Here is a 23,333-nt window from a genome sequence, read left to right on the forward strand (position 1 = left end):
CTCCTAAATAACAGTCAGTTACCTAGAGTCCCCTTACTCTTTAATCACTTCATGTGGTGGCACACCAAATGCCTTTTTAAAGGCATAAGTGAAGTTAGAAGGGTGGTGGTATCCGGCTTCATAGGCGGCTTCTGTTATCGTCACTAGGCCACGTTCCAAATGTTGCCTAGCAATCTCAAGACGTCGAAAACGAATGTAGCCGTTTATGGTCATATTAAGTGATTGTTTAAATCGGCGCTGCAGGTTTGAAACACTCATTGAGAATTGGCTCGCCAACTTTTCCAAGCGTAGTTCTTGATCAAGGTGAGTTTCAATATAGCTGACAATATCCTCAATCCGACCATCAATGTGTCGTTCAATACTGCTGTTTTTAGCACTGAAATTCTTAGGAATTTGCTTGGTGGCTTGATGTAATATTTGATAGATCAAGCTTTCGACCTCTAGCTTCTCTTGAAACTCTTGCGGTGTTTCTATATTTGTTAACGTTTCAGCCAGTTCGCATAGCGTCTGGGTAAGCTCCAACTGTTGAAACGCCTGATGAGAGTTAAAAAAGGCTCGATGACTACAATTTTGCTCAAGGCGGGCCTCTAGCCATTGGGGCTTAACCAATATGTTGATCTTATTAATGAGGTTATCTTTGAGCAGTGAACGACGAAAATTTGCAGGTTTGAGTAAGTTCACCACTACACCCTTAGGGCCGTCGCTCGCGTCTAAATCAAATTGCAAATCGTCGTAGCCAAACGAGAGTCTACCTTCTAAAAGAATAGTGACCAGCAGTGAGGCGTGTGCAGTAGAAACAATATTCGAATCAATAAGTTCTAGACAACGCCCGCCATGAACAAAAATTTGATCATTGTACTGATATGATAGGAACTTACCTTCGGCCAGTTGAGTTTGACAAGGTTGGCCTTGCGTGACAATCCATTGTTTCTCTGTCGCCTCTAGTCTTTGGGTTAAAGCTATCTTGGCAATTTTAGTTCGTTTTGTTGTGGCTTCCTGCATTTGACACTTCCTCATAACACTTGTGCGATTTCGCATAACCAAATCGCCTTTGTATTTATAAAACTCATGCTTATTATACCTGAGAATTATTATCATTAATATTTAGGAATGAAGTTATGGAAAGCCCTGCTTGTTCACCTATCAAGCTTTCAAGCCTTTGCCTTGCAGTGGGAATGGCGCTATCAACCCCTGTTTTAGCTCAAGATACTGAGTCACATTTTGAAGAGGTCGTTGTATGGGGAACGAAAGTTTCCAGCAACACTGAGTCGATGTTTGCGGACGACATGTCACTGAAGCAAGCCGATCATATGTCTGATTTACTGCGCGATATTCCCGGTGTAGATGTTGGTGGAACACACTCTGTGAATCAACGTATTACGATTCGTGGTTTGAGCGAAACCGATTTGGACATTCGTCTTGACGGTGCTTCTCAGCATGCGAGCATGTTCCATCATATTGGTAACTTGACGCTGAACCCTGACATTCTCAAATCTGCGGACATTCAGGTAGGTAATAACTCTGTGACTCAAAACGGGTTAGGCGGTTCGGTTTACTTTGAAACGAAAGACGCTCGTGACTTACTTCGTTACGATGAAAAGTTTGGTGCGCGTGTTTATGGCGGCTATGCATCTAACGACAACCAGCAAGGTTCGTTGACACTGTACGGACTTTTGTCCGAAAACATTGATGCGATGGTCTATGGCCATTACGTTACGCGTGATGATTTTGAAGATGGTGATGGCAATAAAACCTATGGTGCTGCAGGTGATGTTTACAACATTCTGGCTAAGCTGGGGTATGAACTAAATGACATCCATCGTTTTGAGCTCTCTTATGACATGTACCGAGACAGTGGAGATTACAGTCCGCGTCCTGATATGTCTGGTAGTGCAAATAATAGCCTGTCGAGCAAGTTACTTATCCCTACGGATTATGACCGCGATACCGTTACCTTGAGTTACGAGTTGCGAGGCGAACAACACCAAGGAAACGTCACTCTTTATAATACCGAGACAGAAATTAAACGTGACGAAACGGTGATGGCCCCTCGTTGGCCCTCGAACCGTTTATCAAAGAACACCGCCAAAAACCAAAACTTTGGTTTGAATGGCAAATTCCAGTCAGATGTTATGTTAGGTGAGTTTGATAATCGAGTCACTTATGGCTTCGACTACATGGATAAAACGTCTTCGAGTTACTACGGTAGTCGTAAGTTTATGGACGAATCGGCGATTTCAACCGCACTGTTTGTAGAAGATCAGTTCTTCTTCTCTGATGCCTTCTTTATTACTGCAGGTATGCGCTTTGATGATTACAAACGCAAAGCTGAGACAGGAACCAGTAATTATGATGATGTGACTTGGGCTCTAGCAGCAGAATGGGCGGTGACTCAAGATTGGACGTTGTTTGCGAGTGCACGCTCTCTATTTAAAGGTCCAGAGCTAATGGAAACCTTTATTGCTTACCAAGACGTTGCATTTTTAGAGGATGGGCTAAAGCCAGAAACGGGATTGAACACGCAGGGTGGTGTTCGTTTTGATAAAACCTTTGATAAGCATTTCTTTGGGGCGAATATTACGGTATTCCAAACGGAAATTGATGATTACATTGCAGACCAGTACCAAAACGCGACTCAAACTTACCTGATTTACAACTTAGGTGATGTTGAGATTAAAGGCTTTGAAGCAAGTGCTTCTTATGGTTACGACAAGTTTAACAGCAAACTTTCTTACTCTAAGTCGGACACCAAAAACAAGAATACTGGTGGTCCTGTTGCTGGGGGCAATGGGCGTAGCATTGATATGGGTGATAGCATTGCTCTAACTTTGGATTACCAGTCAGACGCTTTAGAAACGATCTTCGGGTGGAACTCAATGTTTGTTCTAGAGGAAGACAACGTCTTTGATGGTCAGCCAAAGAAAGCAAGTTATGATGTACACAATCTATACGCTCAATGGGTGCCGTCTGATATTGATGGACTGTCGGTGACCTTTGGTATTGATAATGTATTTGACGAGTTGTACAGCTCTCACGCGTCTCGTTCGGGTACTGCACGTGGCTTCACGCTTGATGACTACGAGCCGGGTCGCAACTTCAAGCTCTCTGCAGCTTATCAATTCTAACAAGGTTCTTCATAGGACGTTTCAAAGTAACGAGTAAGTTCATGATTAAAGAAAGCACCCGAATAGATAGTGAACACGCTGACAAATACTTAGTGACGCTTTGTCGGCATTTTGGACGAAAGGTTCCTGCTACTTGGAATGAAAATAGCGGTTTGGTGACATTTCCGACGGGAAAAGCGGAGTTTAACCTTTGTGCATCTAGCCTAACTATAACCTGTGAGGCGGATTCAGAAGAGAAACTGAATACGGTTAAGGCGATCATTTCATCGCATGTGGACATGTTTTCTCGTCGAGAAACATTAGCACTTAGCTGGGTTCGTTAGCGCTTGTTTAGGGATGCTGTGATAGAAATGGAATATTAAAAGCAAAAGCCCGCAATCTTATGATTTGCGGGCTTTTATTGTTTGAATGCTATTGCGCTTTCTCAGGCTCTAGGCTTTTTTTTTCCTGCTGCATTTTTGCTAGGAAGTAGATGTTAACGCAAGCAATAAAACCGTTAGTTAATACTACAGGCCAAGAATCAATCATTAGTCCGTAAGCGGTAAATAGCGCACAACCAATAAAGTTAAGGATACGAAGCTTAACAATATCTTTCATAGTTAGCGAAATAGCGACCATGATTGAAGCTGCATAACCTAAAATCTCAACCATATTCATGTCCATTTTTTGACCCTCTTAAAATCTGCCGAATTTTGTCGGTACCAATTCTTCTCATCTTGAGATTAATGAGGAAGCTCCATGCCTCGAATGGTCTTTTTTTGTTGTATGGACGCACTATATCAATGGAAAAACCGTGATAAAAGCCTCAAATCAAGGTTAAGAGAAGGTTAGCGATTACGCAAACGTTTAGGACTGGAATTACTGATAATTTTACTTATTGTGTTGATTGATAATAACGATGACATTAATAGCTCAAACACCATTGAAAGTAAGGGAATATTTACATATGATTGAAAATGATAATTATTTTCAAGTGATGTGTTTATGTATTTTATTATTAGCTTGGTCGTGTTTTTTTTGCTGTATATCAGAACAAAACCGAACTCGTGGTGTGCGGGGATTCATATCGTAAGCCACATTTTTATCGTTGCATTTTGTCCTGCAATTTATGTTGTTCAATATTTAATCGTTACGTTTTTTTCGTCACCGATATTGATTAAGCTGTCATCACGCTCCGGTGTATACAACATTCTCATTGCTTTTCTTCCATTATTGATCGCAACCGGCAGTCTGGCGTTTAGCTGAATGATTTCATCTCTCTTCTTTTCTTAAAACAACTACACTTAATTAGAATAAGGTATCAATTTCATATAATTATTCGATATCTACGCGTCAGCACATGTGTCACATTTCTGTGACTACGAGTAAGTTTTACTTATGTTGCTCGGTAGTAGGGTATTTATCGATTGTTTAATGATTCAATACTTAGTTTAATCGCATAAAGGTGTGCAGTATGCCGCACTAAATTAATAAGAAATTATCTAAAAAGGTTAATGGGAAACGTAAGCCATTAGCGGAGGTCAGATGAGTACGCACACGGTACCGCAGAGCGCGATTGTAAATGCTGTCAAAGGTGAAGTTTTGGTTTTGGGCCTGGATGGAAACGTTAAGGTCATAAAAGCGGGGGATGAGTTAAGACCTGGCGAGATTATTATCACAGAAAATAATGCTTCTCTCGACGTACAGATAAATAATGAGCTTTATCTGGTCGACGCAAATTGTGTTGCTTGTCTTCCTGTGCCTTCTTCTGAACCGTTAGAACCAGTATTGGTACAATCTCCAGTTAATGGCTTGGTGACTTTTGACCCAACGGCTATTGGAAGTGCTGACTTCGACGCCAACGATATTGCCGCTATCCAGCAAGCTATTTTAGACGGAGCTGACCCTACCGCTATCTTAGAAGCAACAGCTGCTGGCGCAGGTGCTGAAGGCTCGGCTAATGCTGGCTACGTGACGGTTGAATATAATAACCCGGAAGTACTCGCGTCTACTTTTTTTGAAACGTCTGCGACTCGCAGCGGAGAAGATGATCGCGACGAAGATGACGGTTTGAATGTCACGATCTTTGCTGATGGTGGGCAGTCACTGCAATCTAGCGTAACAGAAGGCTCAATTTCTCTATCTAGCTACCCGCAAACCATTTCTTCTAGTGTGCTGGTTGAAGCAGGGGATCTCGCACTTGATACTGCTTCATTTGTACCTGAAACGTCCTCATTAGAGTCTTTGTTAACCGAGTTAAATAGTGACATTACCTCTGGTGGTCAGCCAGTAGCGTTCGTTTACGACGAAGCGCAAAATGCCATTATCGGCACTCAAGGTGGTAACGAAGTGCTTCGTATCGAGATCGAAGCGACATCTTTAGGCCGTGATTTAGAGTTAGAGGTCGTTACCACGATTAGCCAGGGTATTGACCATGTGGCGTCCATCGCTGATGGCCAAGTATCTATCGTCGGTGATCAAATCAATATCGCTTTTGACATTACAGGCGCAGATATTGGTGGTAATAGCATTCAAGCGCCTATCGATTTTACGACAACCGTTATTGATGGCGATGATCCTGCGCCGCAGAACGTTACTTTTGAAAACGTTGAATCTTCTTCTACACCAATTATTGGCACTTTTGTTGATATTGGTAGTGATCAATTGGCAACGGTCACGTTTAATCAAGAAGGACTTAGTCAATTCGATGGCCTATTGAGTGATAATCAGGCGACAGAAGCGGTACTCTCTGAAGACGGCAGTACTATCACCTTGTCCATTGCTGGCTCGAATGAAACCGTCTTAACGATCAGTCTGAACACCGATGGTACCTACCAATTTGAGCAATTTAAGCCGTTAGAACAAGCAAACGGTGAAGATACGATTGAGCTCTCTTTACCAACCACCATCGTTGACTTTGACCAAGATACGGCAAGCAATACCTTTACGATGACCATCCTTGATGGCGATAATCCAGTGATTGAAAACGTGACGGGATTGTCTTTAGACGAGGCGGGGGTTGACCAAGGTTCACAGGAAGGCGCGGCAGTAACAAGTGGTACCGGGTCGATCACGACAGCGGTCGGAAGTGACATCATTGATCACTATGAGTTGGAACCTACAGAGTTTAATGTTGGTGGAGAACTCCAATCTCAAGGGCAGGTTGTTCAACTAGAACTAGCGTCCGAGAGTAACGGCGTACGTACTTACGAAGGCTTCATCGAGCTGGATGGTGTGCGTATCACCGTATTTGATGTGGCGATTGATGCACCTGCATTGGGCGAATACCAATTCAACTTGTATGAACAACTTGACCATACGGGGGCTAACGATGACTCGCTTACTTTCTCATTGCCAGTTTACGCGGTAGATGCGGATGGTGACCGCTCCTCGCTTACCGAAGGTTCGAACACACCAGAAGCAGCGCAAATTGTCATTCAAGTTCAAGATGACGTTCCTTCGATTGATGGTTTTGATGCACTCGCCGTCGATGAAGACGATTTATCAAGCATCGGCTCCGATCAAAGCGACTCTGTGCTCGTACAAGGTAGCTTCACGACGACTCAGGGCTCAGACCGTGTCGTAAGTTATCAATTAGAGAGCGGCACTGATCCACTCAATGGGTTGGAATCACAGGGTCGATCTATCTCTCTGACGGAAACTGTCAACTCAGATGGTAGCTTTACCTATTCTGCAACGGCAGAAGGGGACGCTATCTTCACCTTACAAGTGAACCCTGACGGTTCTTATTCATTTGCCCTTGAAGGTCCAATCGATCATGCTGTGGGTAGCGATAGCTTAACGCTAGACTTCACTATTGTCGCAACGGACTTTGACGGTGACACCAGTTCACTTGTTCTACCGGTTACCATTACTGATGATGTGCCAATCATTAACGACGTTGTTGCTCTTACCGTCGATGAAGATGACTTAAGTTTGGTAGGCTCTGACCAATCACAGTCAACGCTGGTCGAAGGTCAGTTTACGACAACTCAAGGTTCTGATGGCGTCGTACAGTATCAGTTGGATGTAAACGCTGATCCTTTAAATGGCCTGCAATCTCAAGGACAAACCGTCTCCATCGCCGAAACGCAAAATGCAGACGGCAGCTATACCTACAGCGCAACGGCAAATGGCAGCGCAGTCTTCACATTGATTTTGAATACCGACGGCTCGTACAGTTTTGAGCTGCAAGGTCCAATCGACCATGCGGCAAATACCGACAGCTTAACCCTTGATTTTAGCGTTATTGCTACCGATTTCGATGGTGACACAAGCCAAATCGTACTGCCTGTTACCATCGTGGATGATAAGCCGACCATTACCGATGTCGATGCAATTACCGTTGATGAAGATGATTTAGGTACGATTGGCTCAGATCAGACTGACCCGATTTCAATCGATGGCAACTTCACTACCACACAAGGCTCGGACCGAGTGGTGAGCTATCAGCTCGATGCTTCTTCAACACCAGTTGATGGCCTTACATCACAAGGCGTGGCCGTCACGCTGACTGAAACCGCAAACGGTGATGGCAGCTTTACTTACGAGGCGACGGCGGGGAGTGAAGCGGTCTTTACGCTGACAGTGAATACTGATGGCTCTTATAACTTCACGCTTGAAGGTCCAATCGACCACGCGGTAGATAGCGACGAGTTGACACTGAACTTCCCAATCATCGCAACAGACTTTGATGGCGACACCACAAATGCCACTATCCCAGTGACAATCGTGGACGATAAGCCTGTTATTACCGACGTCGACACCATTACGGTTGATGAAGATGATCTAGCGTCAATTGGCTCAGACCAAAGCAATCCAATTTCTATTGATGGCAGCTTTACTACCACACAAGGCTCTGACCGAGTGGTGAGCTACCAACTCGATGCTTCAGCAACACCAGTGGACGGTTTAACATCGCAAGGCGCTGCTGTCACACTGACAGAAACCGCAAATGGTGATGGTAGTTTCACTTATGAAGCGACTGCGGGTGGAAACCCAGTATTTACTCTGACAGTAGATACTGATGGCTCTTACAACTTCACACTTGAAGGGCCAATTGATCACGCGGTTGATAGTGACGAACTGACACTGAACTTCCCAATTATCGCAACCGACTTTGATGGCGATACCGTTACGGAAACCATTCCAGTCACGATTGTTGATGATGTACCGACCATCACAGCAGTGGATGCGTTAAGTGTCGATGAAGATGACCTTACCGGTGTGGGTTCCGACCCTGGCGGTGACCTGCTCGTTGAAGGTGCGTTTACCACTACCCAAGGCTCTGACCGAGTGGTGAGCTATCAACTGGATTCAACCGCTGATCCTGTTGCGGGGCTGACCTCTCAAGGTGAGGCGATTATCTTGGTGGAAACCGCCAACGGTGATGGCAGCTTTACTTATGTGGCGACCGCAGACGGCAATCCGGTATTCACGTTAAACGTAGCAACAGATGGCACTTACGATTTTACGCTGCAAGGCCCGATTGACCATGCAGCTAACAGTGACAGCCTGACGATTGATTTCCCAATTATTGCCACCGATTTTGATGGTGATACGACTTCGGCAACCATTCCAGTCACGATTACGGATGATGCACCAATCATTGATAATGTCGTGCCTCTGGCTGTAGACGAAGATGATTTATCAGGTATTGGCTCAGACCAAACTGACGCAGTGTTTGTGGAAGGCGCATTTACGACCACTCAAGGTTCAGACCGAGTGGTGAGCTACCAACTTGATTCAACTTCTGATCCTGTTTCAGGTTTAACTTCTCAAGGTGAGCCTGTTATTTTGGTAGAGACTGCGAATGCCGATGGCAGCTTCACTTACGTGGCAACTGCGGATGGCAATCCTGTCTTCACCATGAATGTGAATGCTGACGGTACATATGACTTCCGTCTGGAAGGGCCAATCGATCACGCGTTAAACAGCGATGAGCTAGTACTGAACTTCCCAATCATTGCAACAGACTTTGATGGCGATACGACGACCGCGACCATTCCAGTCACGATTACTGATGACGTTCCAACCATTAATAACGTTGTTCCACTGACAGTAGACGAAGATGATCTCGCTACAATTGGCTCAGACCAAAACGATGATGCGTTTATGTCGGGCTCTTTCAGCACAACTGAAGGCTCAGACAGCGTTGTTAAATACCAGCTTGATGCAACGGCAGATCCAGTAGCAGGGTTGACCTCTCATGGTGAGCCTGTCGTGCTTGCAGAGACAGCAAATGGTGATGGCAGCTTTACTTACACTGCCACAGCAAATGGCAATGACGTATTTGAATTGGTGGTGAAGCCAGACGGCAGCTACACCTTTACTCTGCAGGGCCCACTAGACCATGCGGTGAATAGCGACAGCCTGCAAATCGACTTCCCGATTATCGCAACAGACTTTGATGGCGATACGTCGACAGAAACACTGCCTGTCACCATCGTTGACGATAAACCAACCATCACCGACGTAGACGCGATCCGTGTGGATGAAGATGACTTAGCGACGATTGGCTCTGACGGCTCAGATCCAATTTCAATCGATGGCAACTTCACTACAACGCAAGGCTCTGATGGGGTAGTAAGCTACCAATTAGATACTGCTGCAACGCCAGTTGATGGCCTAACATCGCAAGGTGTGGCAGTGACCCTGACTGAAACTGCAAACAGTGATGGTAGCTTCACTTACCAAGCGACGGCAGGTACTGAATCGGTCTTCACGCTAACAGTAAATACGGATGGTTCATACAACTTCACGCTGCAAGGTCCAATCGACCATGCGGCAAATAGCGACAGCTTAACCCTCGATTTTAATGTTATTGCTACTGATTTCGATGGTGACACAAGCCAAATCGTATTGCCTGTTACCATCGTGGATGATAAGCCAACCATTACCGACGTCGATGCGATTACCGTTGATGAAGATGACTTAGGCACGATTGGGTCAGATCAGACTGACCCGATTTCAATCGATGGCCACTTCACCACCACACAAGGCTCGGACCGAGTAGTGAGCTATCAGCTCGATGCTTCTTCGACACCAGTTGACGGCCTCACATCACAAGGCGTGGTAGTCACGCTAACTGAAACCGCAAACGGCGATGGAAGCTTTACTTACGAGGCGACAGCGGGTACTGAAGCGGTCTTTACGCTGACAGTGAACACTGATGGCTCTTATAACTTCACGCTTGAAGGTCCAATTGACCATGCAGTAGATAGCGATGAGTTGACACTGAACTTCCCAATCATCGCGACCGACTTTGATGGCGACACCACAAACGCCACGATCCCTGTGACGATCGTGGACGATAAGCCAGTTATTACTGACGTGGATGCCATTACGGTTGATGAAGATGATCTAGCGTCAATCGGTTCAGACCAAAGCAATCCAATTTCTATTGATGGTAACTTCACCACCACACAAGGCTCAGACCGAGTGGTGAGCTACCAACTCGATGGCACATCAACACCAGTTGACGGTTTAACATCGCAAGGCGTGGCTGTCACATTAACTGAAACTGCAAACGGTGATGGCAGCTTCACCTACGAAGCAACCGCGGGCTCTGAAGCGGTCTTTACGCTAACAGTGAATACTGATGGCTCTTATAACTTCACGCTAGAAGGGCCAATTGATCACGCGGTGGATAGTGACGAGCTGACACTGAACTTCCCAATTATCGTAACCGACTTTGATGGTGACACTGTCACAGAAACCATTCCAGTCACCATTGTTGATGATGTTCCGACCATCACTGCGGTGGATGCGTTGAGTGTCGATGAAGACGACCTTAGCGGTGTGGGCTCAGACCCAGGCGGCGATCTGTTCGTTGAAGGCGCGTTTACGACCACTCAAGGCTCTGACCGAGTGGTGAGCTATCAACTGGATTCAACTGCTGATCCTGTTGCGGGGCTAACGTCTCAAGGTGAGGCGATTACCTTGGTGGAAACCGCGAATGGCGACGGCAGCTTTACTTATGTTGCGACCGCTGACGGCAATCCTGTCTTCACGTTAAATGTCGCAACAGATGGTACGTACGACTTTACGCTGCAAGGCCCGATTGACCATGCCGTCAACAGCGATAGCCTGACGATTGATTTCCCAATTATTGCTACCGACTTTGATGGTGATACGACTTCGGCAACCATTCCAGTCACCATTACGGATGATGCACCAATCATTGATAATGTCGTGCCTCTGGCTGTAGACGAAGATGATTTATCAGGCATTGGCTCAGACCAAACTGACGCTGTGTTTGTGGAAGGCGCGTTTACGACTACTCAAGGTTCAGACCGAGTGGTGAGCTACCAACTTGATTCAACTTCTGATCCTGTCTTAGGTTTAACTTCTCAAGGTGAGCCTGTTACTTTGGTAGAGACTGCGAATGCCGATGGCAGCTTCACTTACGTGGCTACCGCGGATGGCAATCCTGTCTTCACCATGAACGTGAATGCTGATGGCACATACAACTTCCGTCTGGAAGGGCCGGTCGATCACGCGTTAAACAGCGATGAATTAGTACTGAACTTCCCAATCATTGCAACAGACTTTGATGGCGATACGACGACCGCGACCATTCCCGTCACGATTACTGATGACGTTCCAACTATCGACAACGTTGTTCCACTCACGGTGGACGAAGATGATCTCGCCTCAATTGGCTCAGACCAAAACGATGATGCGTTTATGTCGGGTTCTTTCACCACAACTGAAGGCTCAGACAGCGTTGTTAAATACCAGCTTGATGCAACGGCAGATCCAGTAGCAGGGTTGACCTCTCATGGTGAGCCTGTCGTGCTTGCAGAGACAGCAAATGGTGATGGCAGCTTTACTTACACTGCCACAGCAAATGGCAATGACGTATTTGAATTGGTGGTGAAGCCAGACGGCAGCTACACCTTTACTCTGCAGGGCCCACTAGACCATGCGGTGAATAGCGACAGCCTGCAAATCGACTTCCCGATTATCGCAACAGACTTTGATGGCGATACGTCGACAGAAACACTGCCTGTCACCATCGTTGACGATAAACCAACCATCACTGACGTAGACGCCATCCGCGTGGATGAAGATGACCTAGCGGCGATTGGCTCTGACGGCTCAGATCCAGTTTCAATCGATGGCAACTTCACTACAACGCAAGGCTCTGATGGGGTAGTAAGCTACCAATTAGATATTGCTGCAACGCCAGTTGATGGTCTAACATCGCAAGGTGTGGCAGTGACGCTGACTGAAACCGCAAACGGCGACGGTAGCTACACTTATGAAGCAACAGCAGGAACTGAAGCCGTATTTACGCTGACCGTTAATACGGATGGTTCATACAACTTCACGCTTGAAGGGCCAATCGACCATGCGGTAGACAGTGATGAGCTGACGCTGAACTTCCCAATCATCGCGACGGATTTTGATGGTGATACCACCACAGAAACGATCCCAGTCACCATCGTGGACGATAAGCCAACTATTACCGATGTTGATGCGATTACCGTTGATGAGGATGATTTAGGTACGATTGGCTCAGACCAAACTGACCCGATTTCAATCGATGGCAACTTCACCACCACACAAGGCTCGGACCGAGTGGTGAGCTATCAGCTCGATGCTTCTGCAACACCAGTAGCTGGACTCACATCACAAGGCGTGGCAGTCACACTGACGGAAACCGCAAATGGCGATGGCAGCTTTACTTACGAGGCGACAGCGGGCTCTGAAGCGGTCTTTACGTTAACTGTGAATACCGATGGCTCTTATAACTTCACGCTAGAAGGTCCAATCGACCACGCGGTAGATAGTGACGAGCTGACACTGAACTTCCCAATCATCGCAACCGACTTTGATGGCGACACGTCTGCTGAGACAATTCCTGTCAAGATCGTTGATGACAAACCGACACTTGGTGGCATCGAAGCAACAAGTGTGCAAACGGTTGACGAGGACGATATCCCAACAGTCGGATCTGATGGTACGCAGTCGAACAGCATTGCAGGTAACTTCATCGCGACTGATGGTTCTGATGGCATTTTGGAGTACAGCGTTTCTGACCTGACGACGCCAGTACAAGGCCTGACCTCTGGTGGTCAATCTCTGGTTATGGTTGAAGTATCAAACGCAGGTGGCGTTTCAGTTTACGAAGCTCGTATTGATGGCACGACGACACCAGTATTCCGTGTGACCCTTGATGCCTCTGATGACAGCTACACGTTCGATTTGCTTGCTCCTCTCGATCATCCAAATGCTGATGGCCAAAATGAACTGGTCATCAATTTACCGATAAACGCGACTGACTTTGATGGAGACGTGTCGAACAACATCACCTTACCAATTACGGTTGTGGATGATGTTCCGACCATTGATGGTTTGCTAGCAGGCAGCGAACAAACCGTTGATGAAGATGACCTACCAGCAGGTACGGATGCTGCAAGTGCAGAAGATACTGTTATTTCAGGTACTTTTGATATCACCGAAGGTGCTGACCAAGTTGCCTCTATTCAGCTGAGTGACCTGACCACGCCTGTTGCGTCACTGACTTCAGATGGTGAAGCTATCACCTTAGTCCTGTCTTCTAGCGCAAACGGCGTGAACGTATACCAAGGTGTCACTGGCAATCCTGCTGAAGTGGTGTTCGAACTGACGTTGGATGCAACGAACAACACCTACGAGTTCGATTTACAGAAGCCGCTTGATCATCCAGATGGTAATCAGCAAAACGAGATTGTTATTAACCTCCCTGTGACGGCGACAGATAATGATGGTGATACTTCACCAGCCTTCACATTGCCAATTACCGTTGTGGACGATGTTCCAGTTGTTACCAATATTGAAAGTCTACGTGTCGACGAAGATGACTTACCTCTTGGTTCTGATGGTACTAAAGAGTCGTTAACGGTATCAGGTGAATTCGAAGTCACTAGCGCAGATGGTATTGATGCTTTCGAATTGGATCTAAGCTCAAATCCTATCCCGAATCTGAAATCGGGTGGAGAAGAGGTAACACTTTCTCAAGACGTTGGCGCTTCAACTGCTGACGCGCTTGTTTACGTGGGACAAACTCCGGGTGGAGTGACGGTCTTCACGTTGACACTTCATCAAGATGGTAAATACGACTTTGAGTTATCTGGTCAGTTAGATCACGCGGTTAACTCTGATGAGATTTTGTTGAATCTACCTGTGAAGATCACGGATGGCGACAACGATATCATCACTGCGACCTTGCCAGTGACCATCGTAGATGACAAGCCAACCATTGATGCTATTAGCTCTGGTAGTACCTTGTCTGTGGATGAGGATGATATTCCAAGCCAAGGTTCGGACGACACGCCAGAATCCAATATCATTGGTGGCAACTTTGACGTTACTGATGGTGCCGACTCTATCGTTAGCTTCCAGTTGGATAGCTTAACGTCGCCTGTTTCTGGACTTACCTCAGGTAGTCAACCGCTTGAGTTGGTTGAGTTTTCAAATTCAAACGGTGTGATTGAGTACCGAGCTTATGTACAAGGTACGACGGACACCGTCTTTAAACTGACGCTAAATGGTTCAGCAGACAGTTATGAATTTGAACTGTTGGGTGCACTTGATCATCCTGAGGGTAACGATGAAAACTCGTTGGTCATTAACTTCCCAGTCAACGCGACTGATTTTGATGGCGATGTGTCCAATAACATCACCTTGCCGATCACCGTGGTGGACGATGTTCCAGCGATTGTGAAAGTGACAGACTCTAGCCAACAAACCGTTGATGAAGATGATCTTGCCGGTGGATCTGACACGACAAGTAATGATTCTACGGTATTGAACGGCGGATTTGAGGTCGTTGCTGGTGCAGACAAGATTGTCAGCTACCAAGTTTCAGACCTCGATGCAGTCGTGTCTGGCTTAACGTCGAACGGCAGCAGCATCGAGTTGAATCTAGTAGGCACGAATGGTGGAGTAACCAGTTACGAAGCGGTTATTACTGGCACATCAACTAAGATCTTCACGCTGTCTCTTGATGCGAATAATGACAGCTACCAATTTGAGCTGTTGGGACCAATCGACCATGACGCTGTTCAAGGTGAAAACAACCTTGTCATTGATATTCCAATTACAGTAACAGACTTTGATGGTGACACGTCATCATCACTGAATCTTCCAATTACCGTAGTTGATGACATTCCCGAAATTAAATCAGCAGATGCTTTGGCTGTTGATGAGGATGACCTTGCCAACGGCTCTCAGGCAACCAACAAAGACAGCCTAGAAGCGACGGGCAATTTCGATACGGTGGAAGGGGCAGATACCGTTGTCTCTTATCAGCTGGATCTTACTTCTAACCCGATACCAGGAGTCACTTCAGGTGGTCTTGCGGTGACGTTAGTTCAAACCGCGGTAAGCAACAACAACTTTACTTATCAAGGTCAAACACCTGATGGTAACTCAGTATTCACGCTAGTTTTGAACGCTGACGGCTCTTACAAGTTTACGCTTGAGGGTGCGCTAGATCACTCAACTCAAGGCGAAGATACACTCATACTTGATCTCCCAGTCTTTGCGACCGATGTCGATGGCGATACGGCCGGTATTAACTTACCAGTGACGATTACCGATGATGTTCCAACCTTGCACGATGCATCTATTTCGCGTGTTGAGGGACAAGGCAGCCGCACGGTTCGTTTATTCCGAGACCCTGTAGAGGGGGATGATGACCTTGGTGCTGACGGCGCACAAGTGACTTCATTCTCGGCTGATGATTCAGGCATTTACTTTAAGCAAAACGGTGTTGATTCTGATTCTGTCGATTTGAACGGCAGCGACCAAGTCGTATTTGTTCACAAGGTTCTTGACGGAGTGGATACTGAAATCGGTCGTTTGGTTGTTCGAACCGATGGCAGTGTGTCATTCCGTCCGAATGACGATCTTGACCATACCGAAACCGACTCGATTGATTTCACCATCAACGTTGTTGCAACCGATGGTGATGGCGATATCGCAGATGCCGATGTGGATATCTCGATAAGAGACCGCAATGCGCAAATTGACACGTCTACCGTTACTGCGTTCGAAGACCAAGGGCGTGATGGTGTCGTTGTGGGCGTTGACTCTGCAAATACTCAGGACAACTTGTCGACGCTGGATGTTAGCCCTGCGAAAGTCGACCTGGTTATCAATTTACATGATATCGACCGTAACGAGAGCTTAGGTGACATCACTATTCGAGATGCTGATACTCACAACGGTACGTTCTACTACAGAGACGGCAGTGGCAACTACATTGAATTAACATCTGTGGGCAATACGGTTGTTCTCGACGCATCAAATGTTGAGCAGTCATTCAATGGTGAGCTTGTCTCGTTAGATAACTTGTACTTCGTACCAGATCGTCATACATCAACCGATGCTTCTGGTATCGATCCTCGTATCCGCGTGGAAATTCTTAACAATGGTACGCCAGATCATACGATTAATGGTCGTTTAGACATTGAAGTTGCTGCCGTCGCAGATATTGCAACGTGGACGGCAAGCAGCGAATTTAACTACTCGGTTGATGAAGATGGAAACAATGTCGCACTTAACATCACGGCTGAAACCCAAGACACTAGTAACCCTGAAGGCATTGTGTACGAGCTTGTCTTTACACAAGGAGAAGGTAATGCAGAGTTAGTCTATTCAGATGGTAGTGCGATACCAAAATCCGGTGGTGTTTATCTGGTGGATGCAAGCCGAATTGATGAAGTTCAAGTTGATCCGATAGATAACTTCTCGGGCGAAATCAGAATTGATGTCACCGCTATTACGACGGAAAACAACAATCCACTGCTTGGGAAAGATACCGCTCGCTCAGAAACCGAAACCATCATTATTGATGTAAACCCAGTTGCGGATAAAGGTAGTTTTACTGTAAACCGAATTAATGTGTTTGAGGATAATGCTCGAACTCAAAATACGGTAGACCCTGTCACTGATCACGACCCACTCCAATTAAGTGAAGTGATCACCATGAAACCATCAGCGGACTTAGATGGTTCTGAAGCGTTATTTGTGCGCATTTCTAACTTCTCAATTGATGGGGTTACTTTGGTGTGGCTGGACTCAGCAAACCCAAGTCAGATAGTAGAAGTGACCGATTCAGGCGGCAATGTACTTTATTACGAAGTGCCAGAGTCTGAATTAGCGAACGTCGAAGTTCTTCCTCCGTTGCACAGCAATGATGACTTTACTTTCAATGTCGAAGGCATTGTGAAAGACACAGCATCATTGTCTACCGGTACGACAGAAGATGTGTTGTCACTGGGCAGTAAGACCGTCATCGTTGGTGTAAAAGGTGTTGCTGACATACCAGACACGGTATTAATTGACGCGGGGAACGTTTGGAACCGATTCGTAGACGGAGATGTGGCCGGGATAGAGACGACTATCGAAGAGAATGGTGTTGTAAACCTTAACTTCTCGGTTGTATCTGGTGAAGTTGCCGATAGACCACAGGATGATTCAGAAGCCATTACTGTTATCCTGTCCAACATCCCCGACGGTGTTCGTGTCGTAGATTCAGACGGTTCAAGCGTTGACCTCACCTTTGTTGGCTATGATGGTAACGGTCAACCGATTTACGAAGCAAACATCACTGGGCTGAATTTTAATTCCGGTATTCAAATTATTCCGGAAGCCTCTTCAACTGAAAACATTGCGATTACAGGGACGATCATTGTTACCGAGAATGATGGTCATAGTCGTGTGATTGAAAGAGAGGTAAGGATCAAGGTCGAACCCGTTATTGACGCTCAAGATAACTACGTTGTTCGATCGGAGGGAGATGAAGATACGCGCTTTGACATCGATTGGAAACCGACGCTCGTACAAAGCCCTGATACCGATGAATTCTTTAGTGATGTAACCATCTCTGGATTTCCTCCAGGCAGCACGGTCTATGTAGATGGTGTGGCACAAACGCTTGTTTCTGGAACACTAACGCTTTCACCGCAAGCCGGTGAATCAGAGCAAGATTTTTCCGCTAAAATCTCTCAAAGTGGCTATGTTCAAGTTCAGTTGGAACAGGACTCAAGTACTGACTTTGACTTGACCACAACCGTCACTGTGAAAGAGATTGACCATGAATATGTTGACGCTTTGAATCCCGGTGAAGGTATCGCTGAGAAAACCATCAATGGTACGGTGAATGTCCAAGTTAATCCAATCGTTGAGCCAGAGGATAAGACGGGGGCAATAGACGACCAAACCCGTCTGCTTGTCACTGAAAGTGGTGGTGGTGCTACCGATATCGTGAAGTCAGATGATCAAGGTAACATTGACTTTACGATCAACACTTCTATGGGGGGCGAATCTGGCGCTCATATCATTAAATACCAAGAGTTTGATGCGTCTTCAGATGAAGTGGTGACTCAACTTGTTGTTCAATTTCACAATGTGGACCCTGAGATCCTCAACCAATTGGTTATCGTCGGTGCACTAAATGAAGGTGGAGGTCGTTGGACAGTAACTAATGAAGACAACTTCTCAATTAAAGCGCCGTCTGGACTTGATTTAACACCAAACGATGACAGTGACGATGGCGATAACGGTGGTCTCTCTCAAATTGGCTTAACCATTTACGCAGAAGTGAATGATTTGGGCGAAGATTTGGGCAACGAAAAAGATGCGACGGTCATGCGCCAAACGGATGTGACACTTGAATTTCCTACCGTTCTCACACCGCAAATGAGTGTAGCGGCAGAGATTCAGGTGGCTGATGATGTCCAAATTCAAGCGTTGGAAGATAATTCTATCAACCTTGGTGCTCAGTTAACGTCGAAAGTTGATGCGATTAATGCAGATGGCGTGGAGGATGTCTTGACTATTATCGTCGATCCTTCAGCTCCTGGTATTCCTCCTGGCTTGGTGATCACGGGGACGGATATCGACTTTGTCAATGGTAAATACGTGTTCCAAGCCCATATCGATGCGAGTGGAAATATTACTGGCCTTGATGGTTTGACGATGCACTTGGCAGAAGATTACGCAGGTGATTTCGAATTACCAATTCGGTTCGTCACTAAAGACACTGAGTCCGGTGATGAAAAAGAAAATAATGTTCAGTTTCCAGTTCAGGTTTTACCGGTTGCAGACGTTCCGAGTTCAGCCGGGGATCAGCCGTTGGATAGCGATGTCACACCAAATGTAAGAGTAGATATCGTCGGTACTTTCGGCTTGGATGCAAACAAACAACCTGTGACTGATCTAAATAACGACGTTCCCACGGCGGATGGTGTTGGTTACGAAGATGGCTTAATCCAACTTAACTTGAGTGTTGATTTTGCCGATCAATTTAACAACACTCAAGGTGGTCGAGAAACACTAACGAACATCAAGTTAGAGCTTGATGACACAACATTAGGTGAGTTTGTTGATGCCAATGGTAACAGCTTAGGAACCAGTATTGAGTTTAATGAAGCTGAGATTTTAGCTGGTGCGCTTGACAATGTTCTGTTTAAGCCAAAAGAAAATTACCCCGTAGGTGGTGGCCAAAATACCGTCAAGATTAATATCGAGGGAGAAATTACTGATGAAGCTGTGTTTGATCAGTCTATCTTGAATAACTCTGGCGATAATATAGATGTAAGAACCTTCACTGACGATGTCACATTTGAAGTTACGCCAGTCGTTGATGACATTACCATTACAGGTGCCGATCCGACGCAGCCAATCACGGTGATTGGTGACGAAGATACTTTAATTTCGCTGAATCAATCGGGCTCTGGTGTTTCGATCAGCCTGAACGATAATGATGGTTCTGAGAGTTTCGTTTCACTCAAGTTAACGGGACTTCCTGATGACTTTATCGTTAAATCCAATTCCTCTGATTATGTTGTTAAGAACAACGGTGGGGGCGAATGGAGTATTCAACTAAAAGATCTCACTCAGACGTCCATTGACCTGAGTGACATCCAAATTAAACCGCCAAAACACTTTAGTGGCGAGGCTGAGATAGGTATTACGGTCTTCATTCAAGAGGAGTTGCTACAAGTTCCAACGGAACGAAACAACAACTTTACGCTTATTGTCAATCCTATTGGTGATGATGTTGATGTGAACCCCGACACTTCGGCTGCAGGTAATGAGGGCGAAGACATTGTTATTAATGTAAATGCGTTAGTGGTTGATAACAAAGAGTCCATCGGAGATGGTGCAAACTACCAGGAAAATGATCCAGAGACGCTGAGAGTTGAGGTCTCAAATGTCCCTGATGGGGCGAGCGTTTCATTACCTGATGGGACAGTATTTACTGACCAAGGCGGCGTTTTTGTCTTAGAAATCAATGCTCAAGACTTGGATCAAGTGGTGTTTAATTCTGGTGATCGCAACGATAACTCATGGGATGGTTCGCTGCATTTCAAAGTGCAAGCCGTTGATACTGGGCTCGATGGCAGTCAAAGCTTGGGCTCCGCAGAGGAGTTTGATGTCACTGTTGATGTTGAAGCAGTGAACGATCGTCCAGAGTTCGTCAATACCGTGGATGTGGAAACACCAGAAGATACGCCAATGCTGCTTGATGGTTTCAGCATTACCGATATTGATGCCGTACTCGATGATCCGAATGCTGAATACGTACTCAATGTGAACGTCGACAGCGGTATCTTGGAGCTTAATCCAACGCTCATCGCTACTTACAACCTAACCGTGAGCGGTGATGGTACGGACTCCGTTGAACTGAAAGGCACAGTGGCCGATCTAAACAATGCCATTGCAGACGGTCTGATTGAGTTTAACCCAGAGCTGAACTTCTTTGGTGACGTTCAGGTGGACGTGACAGTCGATGACCAAGGTAATGAAGGTATCGTAATTGGTGGGGTAGATGACACCCTAAATACCAACAGCAGCAGCTTCAATATTGAAGTAACAGCGGTGAATGATACCCCAGAAACTACGCCAGTGACGCTACCGGATATTGAAGAAGACAGTGGTGTGTTCTCCATCTCTGAAGCGGATCTTATTGCGAATGCGACAGACGTAGAGAACGATAATCTCACGGTTAGCAATGTTCAGTTAACGGATCCGAATTCGGGCAGCATTACTTTCAACAGTGGCACGGGAGAGTGGGAATTTACCCCAGCACCAGATTACAACGGTCCAGTTGAAATCACGTACACCATTACAGATGATGGCACGACAAATGGTGCATCCGATCCTAAATCGGTTAACGGCAGCGCATCGTTCAACGTAACGGAAGCCAATGATGCTCCAACGACGTCTGAAGTGACACTTTCTGATATCGCAGAAGACAGTACGGCGGTTGATATTACCCAAGCTGATTTGTTGGCGAATGCGTCTGATATTGAAAACGACACCTTGATGGTGAGCAATGTCCAGTTGGTTGATCCAAGCAGCGGCACATTGGATTTCGACAACGTAACAGGTACATGGTCATTTACTCCTGCGCCTGGCTACAACGGCAAGGTCGATCTAACCTACGACATTACCGACAACGGTACAACGAACGGTGTTTCAGATCCTCAAACGGTGTCAGGAACGGCGACCTTCGAAGTCACTGAGGTGAACGATGCACCGGTAACATCAGAGGTAACGTTGAGTAGTACCGAAGAAGATGGTGGTTCGGTAACTATTACGGCTACTGAGTTGCTGAGCAACGCAAGTGATCCTGAGTCAGACAACTTGACCGTCGATAATGTTGTGTTAGTGGATCCAGCTTCCGGCACGCTGACTCAAGTGAGTGCGACAGAGTGGACGTTTGAACCCGCAGCAGATTTCTTTGGTGACGTTAATTTCACTTATGAAATCACAGATGACGGAACCACTAACGGCGCTCCAGACCCAATTACAATCGCGGGCACAGCAGTGTTGAATGTTGAAGCGACCAATGACGCACCTGAAATCACTGCAACTTCGGTAACGGATACGATCAATGAAGCTGATGGCCAGAAAGTAACGGGTATTAGTGTGAGTGACGTCGACTTTGTGGGCGCACAAGCAAATGAAAGCATGACCGTGACTCTTACAGTTACCGAGGGCGACCTTCGTGTCGAGCCGCCAGCAGGTAGTGGTGTGACTGTTGGGGCGGGGATGGCTGGTGAAATCACCCTAATGGGCACACCAGATAATATTAACTCCGTTCTTGGAGCAACAGACGCTTCTGAGGGTGTATTTGTGGATGCAGGAGATGTCAACGCAGCTTCAATCACTTTATCGGTGAAAGTCGAAGACAACGGCGTGTACTTCGAAAATGCATCGGGTACCGCATTGGAAGCGAATCAAGACTTCACTATCAATGTGACACCTGTAGCTGATGCACCTACATTGAGTATCAATCCTCAGTTTAATTACATTCGTCAAATTGCGGCTAGCCAAACCGCGAGCAGTCAAGGTTTAGCGATTGTCGGAATCATGGCGGCGCTTACTGATATTGACGAGGTGCTGTCTTTGGAGCTAACGGGCGTACCAGCTAGTGCTGAGGTAACAAGTGGCGTTTCTCCATCAGGCATTAGCTTCGATGGTACCACTTGGACAGTACCAAGCGATGAAATTGATACGCTAGAAATTGTCGCAACAGATACTAACAGTGGTATTGATGTCGGTTCTTACGATATTTCGCTTACGGCCATATCAACGGAATCTAATGGCGATGAAGCGCAGTCTTCACCTGTCCAAATTAGTTTGGATGTGAGTAGTGATAGCGACGATATTGACCAGTCAACCGCAGTGGACGACAGCTATTTAGTCGGTGGAGACACAGGTATCAACTTGATTGGTGGCGACGGTGACGACGTTATTCTGGGTGGCGATGGCGATGACGTGCTTATCGGTGGCTTAGGTTCAGATATCTTAACGGGTGGAGACGGCAGTGATATCTTCAAGTGGACGGTAGATTCCGTTGATGAAGGGGCAGTGGATACCATTACTGACTTCACTGTTAACGAAGACAGTATCGATTTACGTGAAGTTATCTCTGATCTCAATAACTCAATGATCGACATGGATGATCTGCTTAGTCACATTTCGGCAGACTACGATGCATCGACGGAAAGTGTCTCTCTGAACATTACGACGGATGCAAATGTTCAACAGACAATTGTCGTGGAAAACTTAGGTACTTCAATCGACTTCAACGGTCTCAGCTCCAACGAGATTGTAGAGTCATTGCTGAACAACGGTGTTATTGATAACGGATAAACCCGTATACAACACAAAAATGGGCGGCTCTGATAAGCCGCCCATTTTTTTCGGGAAAGCTTGATT

General features: G+C 46.2%; 5 protein-coding genes. 3 read left to right on the forward strand and 2 right to left on the reverse strand.

From position 1 onward, the window contains the following. Positions 1-33: 33 nt before the first annotated feature. Positions 34-1,002: a helix-turn-helix domain-containing protein gene (locus tag R7O13_RS02600; RefSeq protein WP_206954594.1), complete on the reverse strand. Its 969-nt coding sequence runs from the start codon at positions 1,000-1,002 to the stop codon at positions 34-36. Between the two features lie 116 nt (positions 1,003-1,118). Between R7O13_RS02600 and R7O13_RS02605 the strand changes: the two genes are divergently transcribed. Together R7O13_RS02605 and R7O13_RS02610 are read left to right on the forward strand one after the other, a co-directional pair. Then, positions 1,119-3,125 (forward strand): TonB-dependent siderophore receptor, encoded by a 2,007-nt coding sequence (locus R7O13_RS02605; protein ID WP_005382608.1) that lies wholly within the window; start codon positions 1,119-1,121, stop codon positions 3,123-3,125. A gap of 41 nt (positions 3,126-3,166) precedes the next feature. Beyond that, on the forward strand, positions 3,167-3,448 hold the full coding sequence (locus tag R7O13_RS02610) for a DUF2218 domain-containing protein (protein WP_005376622.1): 282 nt from the start codon (positions 3,167-3,169) through the stop codon (positions 3,446-3,448). An 88-nt stretch (positions 3,449-3,536) separates the two neighbouring features. On the opposite strand, the gene R7O13_RS02615 is transcribed toward R7O13_RS02610, so the two are convergent. Next, positions 3,537-3,788: a YgjV family protein gene (locus R7O13_RS02615; protein ID WP_005376619.1), complete on the reverse strand. Its 252-nt coding sequence runs from the start codon at positions 3,786-3,788 to the stop codon at positions 3,537-3,539. An 861-nt stretch (positions 3,789-4,649) separates the two neighbouring features. Here R7O13_RS02615 and R7O13_RS02620 point away from each other — a divergent pair. Next, on the forward strand, positions 4,650-23,267 hold the full coding sequence (locus tag R7O13_RS02620; protein ID WP_318302906.1) for a retention module-containing protein: 18,618 nt from the start codon (positions 4,650-4,652) through the stop codon (positions 23,265-23,267). Positions 23,268-23,333: the final 66 nt, after the last annotated feature.

This window comes from Vibrio sp. Y176 (assembly GCF_033438945.1).

What these genes read in the sequence shown, in the direction of transcription:
- R7O13_RS02600 (WP_206954594.1), bottom strand. Translation starts at nt 1,002, where the DNA reads ATGCAGGAAGCCACAACAAAACGAACTAAAATTGCCAAGATAGCTTTA.
- R7O13_RS02605 (WP_005382608.1), top strand. Translation starts at nt 1,119, where the DNA reads ATGGAAAGCCCTGCTTGTTCACCTATCAAGCTTTCAAGCCTTTGCCTT.
- R7O13_RS02610 (WP_005376622.1), top strand. Translation starts at nt 3,167, where the DNA reads ATGATTAAAGAAAGCACCCGAATAGATAGTGAACACGCTGACAAATAC.
- R7O13_RS02615 (WP_005376619.1), bottom strand. Translation starts at nt 3,788, where the DNA reads ATGGACATGAATATGGTTGAGATTTTAGGTTATGCAGCTTCAATCATG.
- R7O13_RS02620 (WP_318302906.1), top strand. Translation starts at nt 4,650, where the DNA reads ATGAGTACGCACACGGTACCGCAGAGCGCGATTGTAAATGCTGTCAAA.